Source organism: Synechococcus lacustris str. Tous (assembly GCF_003011125.1).
Lineage (GTDB): Bacteria > Cyanobacteriota > Cyanobacteriia > PCC-6307 > Cyanobiaceae > Synechococcus_D > Synechococcus_D lacustris.
This window is the reverse complement of record NZ_PXVC01000054.1, coordinates 1-15,847: the sequence shown is the minus strand read 5'-3', so window position 1 is coordinate 15,847 and position 15,847 is coordinate 1. Positions and strand designations below refer to the sequence as shown.

General features: G+C 49.0%; 17 protein-coding genes and 1 tRNA gene. 9 read left to right on the top strand and 9 right to left on the bottom strand.

The features are described 5' to 3' along the window. Nucleotides 1–790: 790 nt before the first annotated feature. The 6 genes from trmFO to C7K08_RS16905 form a co-directional block, all read right to left on the bottom strand. Nucleotides 791–2,128 (bottom strand): FADH(2)-oxidizing methylenetetrahydrofolate--tRNA-(uracil(54)-C(5))-methyltransferase TrmFO, encoded by a 1,338-nt coding sequence (gene trmFO, locus C7K08_RS10095; protein ID WP_106500503.1) that lies wholly within the window; start codon nt 2,126–2,128, stop codon nt 791–793. A 4-nt stretch (nt 2,129–2,132) separates the two neighbouring features. Continuing rightward, entirely contained in the window at nt 2,133–2,255 is a 123-nt protein-coding gene (locus tag C7K08_RS10090) for a photosystem II protein Y (protein WP_106500502.1), read from the bottom strand. Nucleotides 2,256–2,285: 30 nt separating this feature from the next. Beyond that, the gene (locus C7K08_RS10085) at nt 2,286–2,801 is read right to left on the bottom strand and encodes a gamma carbonic anhydrase family protein (protein ID WP_106500501.1); all 516 of its coding nucleotides are present in this window, start codon (nt 2,799–2,801) and stop codon (nt 2,286–2,288) included. 543 nt (nt 2,802–3,344) lie between these two features. After that, nucleotides 3,345–3,965: a DUF4351 domain-containing protein gene (locus C7K08_RS10080; RefSeq protein ID WP_106500500.1), complete on the bottom strand. Its 621-nt coding sequence runs from the start codon at nt 3,963–3,965 to the stop codon at nt 3,345–3,347. Between the two features lie 63 nt (nt 3,966–4,028). After that, nucleotides 4,029–4,619, bottom strand: coding sequence for a response regulator transcription factor (locus tag C7K08_RS16910; RefSeq protein WP_423218694.1), 591 nt, complete (start codon nt 4,617–4,619; stop codon nt 4,029–4,031). A gap of 151 nt (nt 4,620–4,770) precedes the next feature. After that, complete coding sequence (locus C7K08_RS16905) at nt 4,771–5,313, bottom strand: MarR family transcriptional regulator (RefSeq protein WP_106500498.1); 543 nt, start codon at nt 5,311–5,313, stop codon at nt 4,771–4,773. 210 nt (nt 5,314–5,523) lie between these two features. On the opposite strand from C7K08_RS16905, the gene C7K08_RS10065 reads away from it, so the two are divergent. Next, nucleotides 5,524–5,595 (top strand) — tRNA-Lys (locus C7K08_RS10065). A gap of 881 nt (nt 5,596–6,476) precedes the next feature. Here C7K08_RS10065 and C7K08_RS15100 read toward each other — a convergent pair. Next, nucleotides 6,477–7,091, bottom strand: a complete 615-nt coding sequence (locus tag C7K08_RS15100) for a C39 family peptidase (protein ID WP_206603835.1) — start codon at nt 7,089–7,091, stop codon at nt 6,477–6,479. Nucleotides 7,092–7,227: 136 nt separating this feature from the next. On the opposite strand from C7K08_RS15100, the gene C7K08_RS10050 reads away from it, so the two are divergent. From C7K08_RS10050 to C7K08_RS10035, 4 genes are read left to right on the top strand one after another with little or no spacing between them, the layout of a single operon-like run. After that, nucleotides 7,228–7,479, top strand: coding sequence for a nucleotidyltransferase domain-containing protein (locus tag C7K08_RS10050; RefSeq protein WP_341272155.1), 252 nt, complete (start codon nt 7,228–7,230; stop codon nt 7,477–7,479). A 9-nt stretch (nt 7,480–7,488) separates the two neighbouring features. Then, nucleotides 7,489–8,532, top strand: a complete 1,044-nt coding sequence (locus tag C7K08_RS10045; RefSeq protein WP_106500495.1) for a DUF1800 family protein — start codon at nt 7,489–7,491, stop codon at nt 8,530–8,532. A gap of 5 nt (nt 8,533–8,537) precedes the next feature. After that, nucleotides 8,538–9,632 (top strand): DUF1501 domain-containing protein, encoded by a 1,095-nt coding sequence (locus C7K08_RS10040; protein ID WP_106500494.1) that lies wholly within the window; start codon nt 8,538–8,540, stop codon nt 9,630–9,632. Then, complete coding sequence (locus C7K08_RS10035; RefSeq protein WP_106500493.1) at nt 9,623–10,552, top strand: oxidoreductase; 930 nt, start codon at nt 9,623–9,625, stop codon at nt 10,550–10,552. The genes C7K08_RS10040 and C7K08_RS10035 overlap by 10 nt, the downstream gene beginning before the upstream one ends. 307 nt (nt 10,553–10,859) lie before the next feature. On the opposite strand, the gene C7K08_RS10025 is transcribed toward C7K08_RS10035, so the two are convergent. Further along, the gene (locus C7K08_RS10025; protein ID WP_106500505.1) at nt 10,860–11,279 is read right to left on the bottom strand and encodes a nuclear transport factor 2 family protein; all 420 of its coding nucleotides are present in this window, start codon (nt 11,277–11,279) and stop codon (nt 10,860–10,862) included. Between the two features lie 120 nt (nt 11,280–11,399). Here C7K08_RS10025 and C7K08_RS10020 point away from each other — a divergent pair, with 120 nt between their 5' ends. Further along, on the top strand, nt 11,400–12,212 hold the full coding sequence (locus C7K08_RS10020; protein WP_106500491.1) for a mechanosensitive ion channel family protein: 813 nt from the start codon (nt 11,400–11,402) through the stop codon (nt 12,210–12,212). Here C7K08_RS10020 and C7K08_RS16900 read toward each other — a convergent pair. Further along, entirely contained in the window at nt 12,202–12,756 is a 555-nt protein-coding gene (locus tag C7K08_RS16900; RefSeq protein ID WP_106500490.1) for a DUF2939 domain-containing protein, read from the bottom strand. The genes C7K08_RS10020 and C7K08_RS16900 overlap by 11 nt on opposite strands. A gap of 28 nt (nt 12,757–12,784) precedes the next feature. Here C7K08_RS16900 and C7K08_RS10010 point away from each other — a divergent pair, with 28 nt between their 5' ends. From C7K08_RS10010 to C7K08_RS10000, 3 genes are all read left to right on the top strand, one after another. Further along, nucleotides 12,785–13,765 (top strand): glutathione S-transferase C-terminal domain-containing protein, encoded by a 981-nt coding sequence (locus tag C7K08_RS10010; RefSeq protein ID WP_106500489.1) that lies wholly within the window; start codon nt 12,785–12,787, stop codon nt 13,763–13,765. Continuing rightward, on the top strand, nt 13,762–14,388 hold the full coding sequence (locus C7K08_RS10005) for a DUF2301 domain-containing membrane protein (RefSeq protein ID WP_106500488.1): 627 nt from the start codon (nt 13,762–13,764) through the stop codon (nt 14,386–14,388). The genes C7K08_RS10010 and C7K08_RS10005 overlap by 4 nt, the downstream gene beginning before the upstream one ends. Before the next feature lie 154 nt (nt 14,389–14,542). Continuing rightward, a complete protein-coding gene (locus tag C7K08_RS10000) occupies nt 14,543–15,733 on the top strand; it encodes a glutathione S-transferase family protein (RefSeq protein WP_106500487.1) in 1,191 nt (396 codons plus the stop codon). Nucleotides 15,734–15,847 lie beyond the last annotated feature (114 nt).

Sequence of the window (15,847 nt, the reverse complement as noted above, 5' to 3'; positions counted from 1 at the left end):
GGCTTATTGAACTGTGTGGTTTTAATTGGTCTAATGAATTTTTAACTCCAGATATAAAAGATAAATTCATTAAATTTCAGAAAAATATCCTTAAATCTGACGCCGCAGATTTTGCTTCTAGTTCTGCTTTGAATCAGTTTTGTATTAATATAGCAAATAAAATTCAAAAATARTTATTCTATTTCTTATTGTTCTGCAATTGGTTTACCAACTCTTTCTTGGTTTTAATGAATTCCCTTAATGCTTCTAATGCTGTTTGCGTGAGGGTTTTATCTTCATAGGCGCTATATAATTTTAGTGCCTTGTGCAATTCGTCTGATAGGATTATTGTGAGTCTTTTTGTCATTTTCTTCTGGCTAGAAGATATTCACGTAGGGCTGCAACTACAAGCATKGTAATTGTTATCTCTTCTGCAGCACAAAAAATACGCAATTCTTTGTGGAAGGATTTGGAAATCATTAATGATAGTTTTTTTGTCTCTTCGYRTTCATCGGAAATGTTATTRATAATGCTGCTTTCATCAATTGTAAATATGGTTTGACTATTGCTTTCGCTTTCAAGAATAGAACTATGGATTTCTTTGATGTTGAAATTCATTTTTGTGTGTTGGAATGATTGATGTTTTAATGCTTTAATAATAAGTTAATGGTTATGAGTGTCAAGTAAATYCTTCAGCTATTGCTCATCACTTARTCATTMTARCCTTCCGTAATTGATTAAAGCAAGTATAGCCCTCTACCCCCCCCTATTTGGGGGGGTAACAAGGTTCTTAATACGGGGCTAAAAAGTRTCAATAGTTACACTTTCGCCCTAGATCAGCAAGAGCCCGATCTCGGTAGGCGCCATAGCGTTCGCGTTTRTCGCGAATGCGAGTATTTAATTCAGGCAAGAGGCCGAAATTAGGGGGCATTGGTTGAAATTTAGCTGTGGGTGCTTCTGCGATGAAATGGGTTAATGCACCGATCATGSTGGTGGCTGGYAGTGAAATAGTTTCCATTCCAAGGGCTAGGCGTGCKGCATTTGTKCCTGCTAGCCAGCCGCCTGCCACTGCTGCTGCATAACCTTCAGTGCCAGTGATTTGGCCTGCCGCCAATAGATTTGGCCGTTGGCGAAATTGCAGGCTSGCTTCTAGTAATTGGGGTGATTCAAGGAAGGTGTTGCGATGCATCACGCCAAATCGCACAAATTCGGCGTTTTCTAGGCCTGGRATTAAGCGCAACACTCTTTTTTGTTCTGCCCATTTGAGGTTGGTTTGRAARCCMACYAAATTCCAGAGGCGGCCGTCTTTATCTTCYTGACGCAGCTGCACCACCGCATAGGCCCGTTTTGCCCGGCGCACATCTTTATCGTTTAGGTCGCCCCAACGGGGATCCCAAAGACCGATTGGTTTTAGGGGGCCGTAGCGCATGGTGTCTTCCCCGCGGCGCGCTAACTCCTCGATCGGTAGGCAGCCCTCAAAGAAGTTGGCACTTTCTTTCTCAAAATCCTTAAGTTCCGCCTGTTCTGCATCAAGTAACGCCTGGCGGAAATGCAGGAATTGCTCTTTATCCATTGGGCAATTGATGTAATCAGCATCGCCTTTGTCGTAGCGGGAGGCGCGAAATGCCTTGTTTAGATCAATGCTTTCCCCTGCCACAATCGGGCTRGCGGCATCAAARAARTGGCACTCATCCCTTCCTGTGAAGCTGCGCAGCGATTCAGCTAAGGGTTCACTGGTGAGCGGCCCGGTGGCGAGCACAGTGATTTGTTCAGGGCCCGGCAGGCTGGTTTGCTCACGGCGTTCAATGGTTACCAGTGGATGTTGCTCTAGGGCGCTGGTGAGGGCGGCGCTATAGCGGCCGCGATCAACGGCTAGGGCACCACCAGCTGGCACCGCATGCTGATCWGCGGTGCTGATAACGAGAGAACCAAGTTGYCTTARTTCRTGTTGCAACAGCCCYGCGGCCCGATCACTRGCTAGGGCGCCAAAGCTATTGCTGCAAACAAGCTCWGCAAATTCACTGCTGTGGTGRGCYGGWGAGCGCCGCAGCGGACGCATCTCCACCAAGGTAACYGGCACACCTGCGCGGGCCACCTGCCATGCAGCTTCAGTGCCAGCSAGGCCRGCACCGATCACAAGCACGTTCAATTGATCAACCGCGGGATCGCCTTAGCAGTAGTTGCAGCTGACCAACGGCAGCACGGCCGATATTGAAGCCAGCCCAGCCCACTGCCAAAAGGATCGGTGAGGCAACTAAAACAAGCCGAAGATCCATGGTTCAGGCGGGTACTTACAGCTACTKATCTTAATTGTTCGCGGCGTGTTTTTCTGCTAATTGGCGGTAATTGAGGGCATGGGCGCGCTGGGCGCTGATTTCACTGGGGCTTTGTTGCCTTTTTAGCTGAGCTGGGGTGCCCATCACCACCGCTGCAGCGGGTACATCTTTCGTTACCACTGCCCCAGCTGCCACAAGGGCATCTGCGCCAACCGTTACGCCATTCAGCACAATTGCACCGATACCGATCAAGCAGCCGTCTTCCAAGGTGGCGCCATGCACAACAGCGCGATGGCCAATGGTTACTTCCCTACCGATGCGCACCGGTGCATCTGGATCACCATGCACCACTGCCCCATCTTGGATATTGCTGTTGCTGCCCACCTCAATCGAGCAGAGATCAGCCCKTAAWACGGCCATGGGCCAAATGCTTACCCCTTCCGCTAGCCGCACATCGCCGATCAGCACTGCATCGGGTGATACCCAAGCAGCAGCACTGAGGTTTGGCTCAGGCCAATAATTTAAAGCTTTGTTTGCAGAGTTCACCCATTGAACTTACACTAAAAACCCTCTAGGAGTAGAATGGCAGGTTGTTCTGAGCTCCTACAAAATGCTGAAAGTTAATTTAGGTTTGCTCAAGTTCAATTCATTRTTTTAGTGGTTGGACGTGAGGTTTTGGCTTTGCAGCTAAAACGCAAACTTTCCGAAATTGATTCAATTGTGGATTRATCTGTAGCTCATTGTGTGTGGGATTGAACTAAAGTTATGCCCATTGGTATGCAATACGTAATTGATTACATTCAAGGCCTGTTCTTACTTATTGGTGAGCTTCAGGAGTCTTCGCTGGTAATTCAGCTACAGCCACTCCYCCCAGGCGACCAACCACCGGCATGGCAAACAASCTTTCCACCGGCGGACGGTGCGGCCCCTGATATCGATTAGGTGCTTATCAAACAGAGTTGCTTATCAGTGCTTAAAACAGGCTATTGCGGGCTGGTTTAGGCCAAAAAAAAGAGGGCCGGGGCCCAAGGGTTGGCATAAGGCTGTCAAAACTTGATATTGATCACAGCAAGACAGCTAGTTCGCTAGCTAAACCGCYAACCAAGCATCCAATGCTTCGGGGCCATCGAAATCAAGTAATGCYTCTGCCAGTGCTTCTAATTTCTCCAGTGGTAGTGCCCTTACCGCTAGTTCCTGTTCATGGCTTAGCTGGCCGCAGCGGCGAGGTAATAAGCGCAGCACTAGGGATTGGGCTTCTTGCTGGAGACCTTGATTCAGGCCTTGATTAAGGCCTTGATTAAGCCCAAGTTGCAAGCCCCTCTTTTCTCCTTGGCGTTCACCTTCCTTGAGACCTTGTTGGCGGCCTCGGCGGGTGTATTCCGCAACAGCTGCTTGATAGGTAACCGAATCATCCAAAATTCCCATGGTGAAATACGCATTGATTAGTTCTTGAGAAAAGCCTAGCCCTGCCAACAGGTGGCAGCCACCGGCAATTTCCTTTYGCAGCACTGGGTTTTTGATTGCTGCTACCCGATCCGCCACCAGTGCTAAGTGYWCAGCATCAGCGCTGGCCGTATTGGCTGGCCTGGCTAGCTGCAAYAGGGTTTTGTAAATACAAGCCATCAGTTTTTGTATGGATGAATTGCCCTTATTTGTATTGCTCTCGGTTTGTTTATTTACGTGCGCTTTTGCATTTGAATTACTTATCAATGCAACGGGACGYCGTCGTATTGAYCGGCAGCTCGATTGATGAGCCTTGCCTTCAATACCTGCTTATCTGTTGAATCTACTAACTAATTGTTTCATTGCAAGRCCCACAAGTTCAGTTTTAGACTTAACACCTGCCTTGCGGCGAATAWTTTTTATATATGAATTAACTGTGTGATAACTGAGTTCAAGCTCTATGCTTATTTGTTCATTAGTTTTTCCTTCAATGATCCCATTAAGCACTGATTGCTCTCGGCTTGTAAGTATGTCTTCCAATCGTTTGGGAATTGTTAKTTTATCAAATGTTTTTGCTAMTCTTTTGGCTGTGGGACCAAGGTAGAAGTGATCAGTGCAAATACTTAAGAAAGCYTGCCTGARGGGRRAGYTTTGTTCGCCGATRTCAAGTTCATGAACAATWGCGTTTGCTTTTGTTTGTAGAGCCAGCTTGAGAYTYGAATCTATACTACTTAACACTATGCAAGTTCTAAGKGTTGKGMMTAATTCTTTTGCTTTTACTAYTAAACTAAAACCATCACCTTCCTCGAGTTGATCACTGCAAATTAGTAAACCTGGCTGATGTTTTTCTACGGCTTCTAAGCTTTCAAGCTCAGTGGTACAAGCACTTTTGAGGATATTAGGGCGTTTAAATTGGCTCATAATACCAATTAGGCTTAATTTAGACCTAAAAGCAATAGTTATCGTGGGTTTKATACCACTGCTGAGGAACCAGGAAGCCRYTTCCCTTCTTCTGGGTTCAGCAGAATCTCGTAAAAATAACAGGTCCATMACCTTTTAATAATAGCACRCTCTAATTGATTGTAGCTTTGCTGAGTAAACGATGATAGCGTTGAACTTTTTGGTTAGAATTCACAATAATGGAATTGYAGTCATTTGCAAYYATRCAATTCAARTTAMCATKTTGTTTRATTTCAATTGTGTTCTCAATTAAACATTTAAGAGAAGWAAGAGTAGYTAGTGATGAGTTCTCTAGGGCAAGAGCAATCCTGGCAAGCCCTAAATTTGAGCTACTTRATAAGTCTTCGCAACAACTATCAATACATTCATTCAATAAWCGCATGCCCTTTTTTGCCGTAAGAAAATAAATTTTTTGACGAGATTGTTTGGGATTACTTAAACGCCTGATATAATTTTTTTYTATCAGCTTGTTTAGCACCCTTGAAACATGAGGCTGATCAAAATTAAATTCTGATTGTATATCTATGGATGTGCAGCCTGGGTATTGGGCAATATGAAGAAAGCAATCGGATTCTGAGGATGAAAGAGATAAAAATTCTTTYTTRAATTTTCCTGTTAGCGCAACTAAGGCRTCTGGCCGCTCCCTGTGTGGCATTAAGAGTTGTCTTCTAGCTTCTCTATTTTGTACTCTCAAATTCGCTGCCGCGTCCCATTTCAGCTCCCCCCACCCTTCAATAAGGGTGGGGGGAGCTGAAATGGGTATATWTCGCTACGGATTGCAGCGTTTTTCCCTGGCCAGTGCTCAATKGGCATGGATTAAGGGGGGTGCTGCGTGATACCTTCAACTCTGCCCAARCGGGCACTTGGGTCGCTAGCTCAGCGGTAGAGCATTCGGCTTTTAACCGATTGGTCCTGAGTTCGAATCTCAGGCGACCCATAATTTTTTCTTTGCTACAAGAGCAGGCGGGTCTAGACGSCTKAYTTGATGGTTGGTTGSTCTTGGAGGTTGCCGCTYACGTATTTRTGCAACACGCTGCTGATCAGGGTTTGATAGGGGACACCCTGATCCTTTTGGCCCGTTGCCCGGGCCGCCTCACGCAGCGTTTGGATTACCCCAGGGGTTTAGCTGTTGCTCTTCTGCATCGAGTTGGATGGCGGGGTTCTGTTSMGGCATCGCTGTCGTCCTCKGTTTGGGATGATCGTTTTCAGGAACAAATGTTCAGCTGTTTCCACGTAAGGCACTAGGTGGACATAGCCCTCGAGTTGAACCACCAGGACCCGTTGGCCTGGATAGCGCTGCTGRTTAGGGTGCTCGAACACATYYAGGAGCTCACCGGCTTCGATGGCCACCACCACCGATTCAAAGCAGAGCTGCCTTTCGGCGWTGAGCTGGACAYAGCCATTCTGTGTKCCARATGTCTTCATTGCGGTTGCTTTGGTTTGAGCCAGAGGCGGCAAGGATCACGGCTGGATCGCTTCCCGCTGCTGCTCTTCAGGCCGTTGCCGCTCCATCACGAATTGGTCCTGARTTCGAATGAAAATTAGCTATAAATACTAAATAAAGTCCTTCCCAGTGATCMACTTCAACAAAGACGACGTTGAACGMCTGAGCCGTGGCAAATCCAGCCGTTCTAAAATTGGCAGTAGATCTACTCCGCATCGGCTCACGCAAARAGAACGAATACTGTTTGAAGCAGCACAACGGCAGGGATTTCTAAAAGTTCCTGCTTCTGGAATWCGCCCAAATGTATTAAATATCTATCGGCTTTGGTGTGAAGCTGAAGGTAGAGAATTTATTRTAAAAAATASTAATTAAGCTTAAATATGGCAGCTGAGCAGCCAACCGGTGCCGGGGCCTTCCACTTCCCAGCGRGGTAGCCAGTTTTTCCAGCTGTATTGCTGGCTGGCACCATTTTGATTTGCCGTGTAACCACCATTCAGTAGATCAGCTTCCCCATTGGGGTCGTGGTGGATTGAATGGCTATCGCTAAATCCAATCAATACCGACCAATGGCCGCCGCCACTTGGTGCCTCCACGGGCCCTTGATGAAGCCAGCCCACCGCCACTGGCCTGCCGCCATTGATTTCAGCTTCTAGGGCGCTGCGATCACCATTTGTGGYGAGGTATGCAGWTAARCCAAGGGAATGGAGGGTTGTTAATTGAACCTGGGCKGATGTTGTGTCGCCAAATTTTGCCCGAATCGCATTGTATTCATCATCATTTGCTACTTTTCCCCAATAACGGGCAAGCATGGCGCAACTACTGGAAAAACATTCGCGGTAGCCAGTGCCACTGGCATTGTCGTTTTGGTTTTCCCATGCCACAGCCAATGGGTTGCCAAAACTGGCAACAGCAGCGGCTGAAAAACATTGCCGCCAGGCYGCAGTTTCTGTGAGAATTTCTGGATCAGCAGCAATTATCGCCAGGCGCAATTGCTCGATGCCATCGAGTTGCTGCGGTTGCGCCTTCCAGAAGTCCCAGAATTGCCGCCAACGCTCCGCCGTAAAAGTGGTAGCTGGATTGCTGATGATAGGATTTTATAGAGCAAGTTTAATTTAGGRAGGGCWAGTGCTTTTGTCTAATAATCTGRAWAAACTACYGTTAGAAAAAATTCCAGATTTTTGCCGGCGYTGGCAAGTGAACGAATTTTGTTTATTTGGTTCCGTTCTCAGCGATAATTTTGGTAGCAAAAGTGATGTTGATGTAATRGTGCAGTTTGATCCAGCGGCCKGCCCCACCTTTCTTCGGATTGAGGCTAGTCGTAACTATTTGCGTCGCAATGAAATACTTTCCTCTGCCCAGGTTGTATATGCAGCGTGATYTATACCTATGGCTATAARYTTGGAAGATGCGCAGCAATTGCAAGAAAACTGGCTGGCTCGCTTRGCTTTTGGGCCTGATCGGGCCAGGGCCCGTTTGGTTCATYTGTGGAGYGGTATTTTTCCGGTTAGTTGGCGACAATTACGCAGCGCAAATCAATTACAGCAACAMTTGCAAACAATTGAAGAACATTTGAATTCAGATTTTAGTTCATTATTAACTGCAATGCTGCTGGATCCAGCCCTGCAGATTTCCTTAAATGGCCTGGCGAATAAGCGCGGYAGGCCAAATGAAAATTTAGCCCGTGAATTATTAGAATTATTCAGCCTTGGTGARGGTAATTATAARGARTTTGATGTKCAAGAAACTGCCCGTGCCCTCACCGGTTACTACCTAACACCTGAGGCTAARTTAGGGCTTGATCCCCWTCGCCATGACARCGGCCWRAAAARTATTCTTGGTAAAACWGCTWMTTTTAATGCCRTMAGTTTRGCYGCCTGGTTAGCGCAACAACCKKCYACTGCCTTGCATATTAGTAGCCGCCTTTGGCGTGGATTAGTTGGAWCATTACCSGCAAAGMAAMGATTATTATCWGTGGCWAAACAATGGCAAGATCAAAAACTTTCTTTGGCTTGGCTGCAYAACACATTAATAAATTCTCCAGAGGCAATTGCTGCYCGCGGAAAAAAARTAAGTGATCCAATTTTGATGATCAGCCGCAGCTTGGCTCTGCTTGGYAGYAGAAACCAAGAGGCCTTACAAATCAGCCGAGTGCAATTAGCGCGCATGGGTCAACCGCYATTGGATCCCCCATCGGTGAAGGGTTGGCCCATTAACGAGCAATGGCTAAATCTACGTTGGCTGCAGGCCCGTCGCCATGGTTTAACCACACTAGTTGCCAATGAAGAAGTTTGGAATTCAAGGAACCTGCCGCCTATGTTATTGAGCTCCTTAACGCCAATACCACCCTTGGGTTTAACACTGCCATCTGCTGCTTCCCGCACCAACATTGCTCAGTTATTTAAAGATCCAGTGTGGCAACTTTCAGCATAAATAAAATGAAACGTAGATCACTATTTGGTTTATTTGCTACGGCAACTTTTGCACCGGCAGCTTTCACCGCAGCTGCGCTGGCAGGGCCGAAATCCGGGCGTGTTTTGGTGCTATTGGAATTGCGGGGCGGCAACGACGGCCTTAATACAATTGCTCCATATCGTGATCCCATTTACCGCCAGGCAAGGCCACGGCTTGCCTTGGAGCAACCGCTACCCCTTAGTGATGGCCTTGGTTTACATCCATCCATGGCGGCAATTGAACCGTTGTGGCGCGAGGGCAGGCTCAGTTTTGCCCTTGGCTTGGGTTGGCCCATGCCAAATCGCAGTCATTTCAAAGCAATGGATCAATGGGCCACGGGTAAAGCATCAGCAGAGGGGCCCGGTTGGCTTGCAGCCGCCATGGACCAACGCCWTATGGCAGGRCCCTTAGTGGCATTAGGGCCAGCTGGTTCCAGCAGCACCGAAGGTGGAAAAGCGATGGCATTGCAGGTGGCAGCTGAAGCTTTAAAAAAGCAAAATTCCGCCCAATTAAATCCCCAATTAGCGGCAGCAAATCCTGTTCTAAGGCGCATGTTGGAATTGGAATTAGCAGGCGCCCGTGAATTGGAACGGTTGCGTGAGGGGTTACAACCATCCATAGCCGGCCTTTCAATACCAAAAACAGCCCTCGGCCAGCAGGTTGATATTGCTTTGCGTTTAATTGCTTCACCCAATTGCCCGCCCGTAATAACCCTTGCCCAAGGCGGTTACGACACCCACGCAAATCAAGCATCTGCCCATGCTAATCAATTAAAGCAATTAGCTGATGCCCTACAGGTTTTTGATCGGGGCCTTAAACAATTAACCAAAAGGCCCCAGGTAACCCTGCTTGCGGTTAGTGAATTTGGAAGGCGTTTACGTGAAAATTCATCAAATGGCACCGACCATGGCAGTGCATCCATCGGCTTGATCTATGGCGATTTTGTGGGCAGGAACTTGCCCCATCCTTTTATTGGTAAATATCCCAGCCTTGATCAGCTMGACCAACGCGGTGATTTAATCGCTAACCTAAGCCCTGATCAACTTTACAGGCAAGTTCTGAATAGTTTATGGGTTTAAATAAAACAGCCTGGAATGCTTCCGATTGCCCCGATCAAAGCGGYCGCGTTGCCTTAATTACMGGYGCAAATAGTGGCTTGGGTTTAGAAACAGCAAGGGTGCTTGCGGGCCGTGGGGCAACGGTTYTRATGGCCTGCCGCAGCCGTGAACGGGCTGAGCAGGCGCGCCAACAGCTGCTGCCAATAGTTGATGGTGGTGCCATTGATCTRGTGGAACTAGATCTAGCTGATTTGGCATCGGTTCAAAGGGCCGTTAGGCAGGTGGAGGATTGCTATGGCCGTTTAGATYTATTAATCAATAATGCAGGTGTGATGGGTTTACCACGCACGCTTACCCGTGATGGCTTTGAGTGTCAATTTGGCATCAATCATTTAGGTCATTTTGCTTTAACAAATGCCCTTYTGCCTTTAATGCAGGGCCGCCCTGATGCAAGGGTTGTTAGCGTTAGCTCGGGAGCTCAATATTTTGGCCGCATCAACTTCAATGATCTCCAAGCTGAAAAAAACTATGATCGTTGGAAAGCCTACGGGCAAAGTAAGCTTGCRAATGTGATGTTTGCCGTTGAATTGCAACATAGGTTGAGTTCATCAAATTCCAATGTGCAATCTTTTGTTGCCCACCCAGGWGTGGCCCGCACCAATCTGCAACCAACTTCAGTGGCAGCTAGTGGTTCAAGGCTAGAACCCCTGGCCTATCAATTAATGGCACCCTTATTTCAAKCYGCTGCCATGGGTGCTTTGCCACAGCTTTTTGCCGCCACTGCAAAAGAGGCAGTTCCCACTTCTCAATACGGCCCTAATCAATGGGGTGGCATGCGYGGTTGGCCAACGGCGGTGCCAATGGCACCCGCAGCAAAAGATTTAGAACAACGCAAAAAATTATGGGAAATCAGCGAAAAACTATGCGAGTTTAACAATTAAATATATTTAAATATTTTATTATTTAACCCGCCAATTGTTAATCTTTTTAATTAATTTTTGATGCCAGGGTGTTATGTCTGTTAAGKGTGTGGGCTCGATATTAATTGTTTGCTCCAGTTCTGATCGCAGCCTGCGCAATGTTGGTATTAATAGCAGTGCTAARATTAAACTAAATAATAATATATAGGGTAAWATAGTKATCAGCCATACCGTTGCGATGGCGGCACCAGCAATTTTAAGGCCATTTGCTAGCCAATTTGTTTTTGTTTTGCCGGGTAGTAATGGTGGCATAGCTGATCAGAGTTAATTAATCTACAAAACGCTTATAGAGCCAGCGCACGAAATTTCCCACCACTGGCACCGGTTCAAAGGTTGGGCCRATAAAATCAAAATAGTCGCGATGATCACAAATCTTAGCTTCTTGATTAAATATTAAGCGTGTTGTGCCTGGATAAATAAACTCAATTCCTTTGATCTTTAATCCCATCTCCCATTCCACAAATGCCCGATCGCCATCAATTGCAATGGCACCCGGCAGCAAATAAATATCATCACAACGCTTGATTAAACCCTCYTGGGCCGCKAKRTAAGCCTTGATTCCATGGCGTTCCTGGGTGGGGTCGCTGAAATGCACATCTTCCGCRTAKGCTTCAAGCCATTGGGCTTCACTGGGGAATGGAGCTCCATAGGGCTTGGTAAATAAWGYTTTAAGAGCAGCAGCATCCATGGCATCAAGCACMTATCAACACCAACCCTATTGCTTTTGGCAGCAAAAAGAGAGCAAAYCTAGAAATTAAYGGCCAATAACAGCCATACCAGCCAACCTATGGCTGTATTCATTTTTTCCATGGCAACYCCTGGCATTTCGCTTGTAACAGACATCCTCGTGCCCTTTTTRTTCAAGCTYCTAGGGGCTGTTGCCCTTTGGATGGTGGGGGGGTGGCTRATTGGTTTTGCCCTGCGTTTGCTGCGTCGCATGCTCAACCGCGGCAGCCTYGATCCCACCTTGATCGGTTATCTACTAAACATCCTTGGCGCCCTTTTGCGGGTGGTGTTRGTGGTTGCCATCCTTGGTTTCTTTGGCATCCAAACAGCTAGCTTTGCTGCCCTTTTGGCCGGTGCTGGTGTAGCGATTGGCGCCGCCTGGAGTGGCATGTTAGGTAATTTTGCCGCTGGCGTTTTTCTGCAAATCTTYAGGCCAATAAATAAGGGTGATTATGTGGATGCAGGCGGTGTGGAAGGCACCGTWGATGAAGTGGGCATGTTTGTTACTGCGATTACCTCACCCGATAATGTGCGTAATTATGTTGGTAATGCCAAACTATTTGGAGATAATATCAAAAACTACTCTGCTAATTCCTACCGYCGTGTTGAATTAGTTGCCCAGTTAGATAACAGCGCTGATGTGGCCCAAGCGATCGCTTTGCTKCAGGCTGGTCTTTTGCAGGTGCCCAATCAGGTGGATGGTAAACCCGGTGATGTGGCCGTTTTGGAATTCAGTGAGCGCGGCCCACGCCTCGCCGTTCGCCCCTATACCCACACCGCAAACTATTGGCAGGTTTATTTYGATACCAACCGCATGATTGTGGATGTKCTYGGTAAAGCTGGTTTCCCCGTGCCCCGCATCCCCGTTGCAATGCAAGGCAGCTCTACAAATTAAGTTGCACATCMACTAGTTTCCATTGCAATAGCTGTTTTCGTTGCATTAGTAGCGATATTTTTGTTGCGCCGGCAGCTGTTGCATTTGGATTTGGCAGCTCAAGCAATGCCTGATTTGGRTTTTTGTAGCTGAGCCTAARGCCGCTTAATTGTTTRCCTAGCCCCACAACCTGTTCAATCTTATTTTGATTTTCCGATTGTTYTTGTATATCTTTTAATGCTYCAATCAGCCCAGYTGCTGATACGGTTTCATTTACCTTGCTATCAACAACTGGATTWATTGCCAGCATSCCAACTGAYGCGATCATTTCACTAAATAAATTGYGGCCCCCCAGGGATTSAGTRAKTTGATTTTCKGCTTTTATTTTCACCTGTTTATTAATACTGCTGCGCAATTCAGTGAAATTAACTAGTTGTTCCATCCTGCTTATATCACCCTGCTGCGCTGCATTAATCAGYATCCCCAGGCTCACCAGCGGGCTCAGGTAAACACCACCGGCCACACCAATCAAGGCGCAAGCGGCTATTAAATCCCGTTGTTTCATCCGTGCYGCCTATGCCAGGGTGATCAGCATGACTGTTCCACCCGCCTTAGTAGCTACGGCCCGCTGCCTTTGGCAATGGGAATGGCAGCGTTTGATGGCTGGCCTTGCCCCCGCCGATCGGGATGGAAATTTCCAAAGGCGCCCCTCGGAATTTGCWGGAGCTGGCCTTGAATCCCTGCAGGSGGCAGGCAGGCTTCAGTTAATTGTTGGCCGCAGTTGCCCCTGGGCCCACCGCGCCTGGTTGGTTTGGCGTTTACGCCAATTGGAGCCWTCCGTTCAACTCTTAATTGTGGAGCCCGATCCCAAGGCMGGCCGCTGGGTATTTCCAGAACCSCRYTTTGGCTGTAATTCCCTCGCTGAGCTATATCAACTTTGCGGYGCAAAAAGTAATGCCAGAGCYACGGTTCCRCTSCTRTTGMACCCTGGTGAWGGSTYRCAAAAAGCTTCAATAATTAATAATGAAAGTGCTGAATTAATTGAAATTTTAAATTWTTTACCCTCCCCTTCTAACGRYGCYCCAAACCTGCTRCCTAGYCARAGCTTAGTTGMTATCAAYCATTGGCTYAATTTAATGCAGAATGATATTAATGAYGGCGTATATCGCTGTGGCTTTGCCCGTAATCAAGCCGCCTAYAACCGGGCGGAGGCGGCCCTATTTGCCGGCCTTACCCAGCTGGAGGAAGCCCTYYTAARGCAGGGYCCCTGGCTATGTGGMRGCGAGCTCACCATGGCTGATGTGCGTCTATTCCCCACCTTGATTCGCTGGGAGCAGGTTTATGCRCCCYTATTYCGTTGCAGCCGSKCACCACTGTTTAGTTTTCCTGCCCTATGGGCTTGGCGGGCCCGTTTCTGCTCCCTGCCAGGAGTTTTTGATACTTGCTACCCCGCCGCCTGGCGCCGCGATTATTTCGGTGCCCTATTTCCGCTCAATCCATCGCTGATTGTTCCKGCTGGCCCCTCCTCCAGCGARGAGCTATTTGCCTYAATCCARGCCACAATGARGCCATGACATCTGCTCCCGCCACATACCAAGGTGTTTACGGCCMATACACCGTTACKGCCCAGCACCGCCAGGAGGTGTTGTTTTATCGCCTCTCCCTATTGCTGCTTGCCCTTGCCCAAGCCGGCCTGCTWATTCAGTGGCGCCAATGGGGCCCAGGTTTTTGTTGGCCCTGGTTGTTGTTGATGGGCCTYGGCCTCGGTGGTGCCCTGCGTTGGGTGCACATCTATGTGCGGCCGCTCCATCGCAGCCTGCAAKTGTTTTGGTTGCTTGGCTGCCTTGGCGCTGCTGTGTTGGCCTGGCGGGTGGGACCCRCCGCAATCTTGCCCACCCTGGTGGCACAACCGCTTTGGATTTGGGCCGTTGGTCCCTTTTTTGCTGCTTTAGCTGGTTTGGGTTTCAAGGAATTCTTCTGTTTTCAACGGCCAGAAGCGATTGGCCTCACCCTSYTGTTGCCCCTGTTGTTGCTTGGTTGGCTCGYTGGTGTGCTTAGCGCCCCCATCGCAGCAGCACTATTGGGGCTGGAAAGCCTTTTGCTACTGCTGCTCGCCTTGCGGAAATTCCCCATGGCCCCTGAGGCCGATCTGGGCGATCTCAGCGTTTTTGCCCATCTGGATGCMMATCGGGCTTGATACAAGAAAACCCCCGGCTCTGCCAGGGGTTTTCTCGGAGCGCCAGGGCTAGGCGCTCTTGGCCGACGGAGGGGCTACGTCGCCGGATCCATTCCTTTTGTAACCACAAMAGCCCAATTGCTGCAATTGTGTGGCCAAGTGCACACAAAAATCCATGTTTAGTTGGGAGCAACTGGAGGCCCTTGCCCCACCTGAGCCCAACCGCTCAGAAGGCCCCGCCAATAGCCAGGCGCGCCTGCGCCCTTTTGGCAGGCCCYTTGCCGAAATTCGCGTGGTGCTTTATCGCGATCACCACGCCTGGTGCCCCTATTGCCAAAAGGTGTGGCTCTGGCTTGAGGAACAGCAGGTGCCCTATCAAATTAARAAGGTTTCGATGTTTTGCTATGGCGAAAAGGAAGCCTGGTTTCGCCAACTAGTGCCATCTGGCATGTTGCCGGCCTTGAGCATTGATGGCCARATGATTACCGAAAGTGATGTGATCTTGCTTGCCTTAGAGCGCAGCTTTGGGGTGCTYGGTGGTGTTAAYGGCCGCTCTATTCAAGATCCKGAAGTTTTAGCTTTGCGCGCATTAGAACGTGATTTATTTCGCGCTTGGTGCACCTGGCTTTGTTACCCAGGCCAGGAAACAGAAGGTGAACGCCTGTTTGAAATTCAGCTGCAGCGCCTGGAAGCAGCCCTTGAAAAGGAGCAAGGCCCCTTCYTGTTTACACATTTTTCCAGTGCYGATCTRGCTTTTGTGCCCTATCTGGAGCGCATGAACAGCAGCCTGCTCTATTACAAGGGCTATGARTTGCGTAAGCGCTGGCCTRCMATCGACCGTTGGTTTACTGGCTTAGAGCAACGCAGCACCTACTGCGGCACCCGCAGCGACCACCACACCCACGCCCACGACCTGCCGCCCCAGATGGGTGGTTGCTATGGCAATGGCAGTGCWGCTGCCAACTACTGGGCTGCCCGCATCGATGCTGGCCCCTGGCACAACCTCAGCGATGCAGGTTYGCMAGCGCCAGGCTCTAACCCTGCCACTGAGGCCCTARGMMGGGTGATTAAACATCGCCGCACCCTTTTGGAGCACACCCCCGGCCTCAGCGATGCCGCCCTGCGGGCTGCCCTCACCCGCTTRRTAACCGATGACCCCTGTGCKCCACCCCCCAACAGTGATTTGGGTTTGCGCAACCTGCGCGATCGCATTTGTGTGCCCCGCGATATGGGCATCCATGCCGCCCGGCTGTTGCGCGCTGCCCTAGAGCAAACCGCCGCCCTTGCCGGTTCGCGCCTTCCAGCTGCCCTGCCGCGTCGCCATCGCCGCGATCAAAACCCAGCTCCGTTCTTAGTCCATAGTTGAGTTGTGAAAGAACTACCCTCCCCGGCCCCTGGTTTTGCCCACCTCGGCCTGGGCCTGCCCCTGCTGGAAGCCCTCCACCGCTGTGGCTACAGCAGCCCCACCGCTATCCAAGAA

What these genes read in the sequence shown, in the direction of transcription:
- C7K08_RS10090 (WP_106500502.1), bottom strand. Translation starts at nt 2,255, where the DNA reads ATGGATCTTCGGCTTGTTTTAGTTGCCTCACCGATCCTTTTGGCAGTG.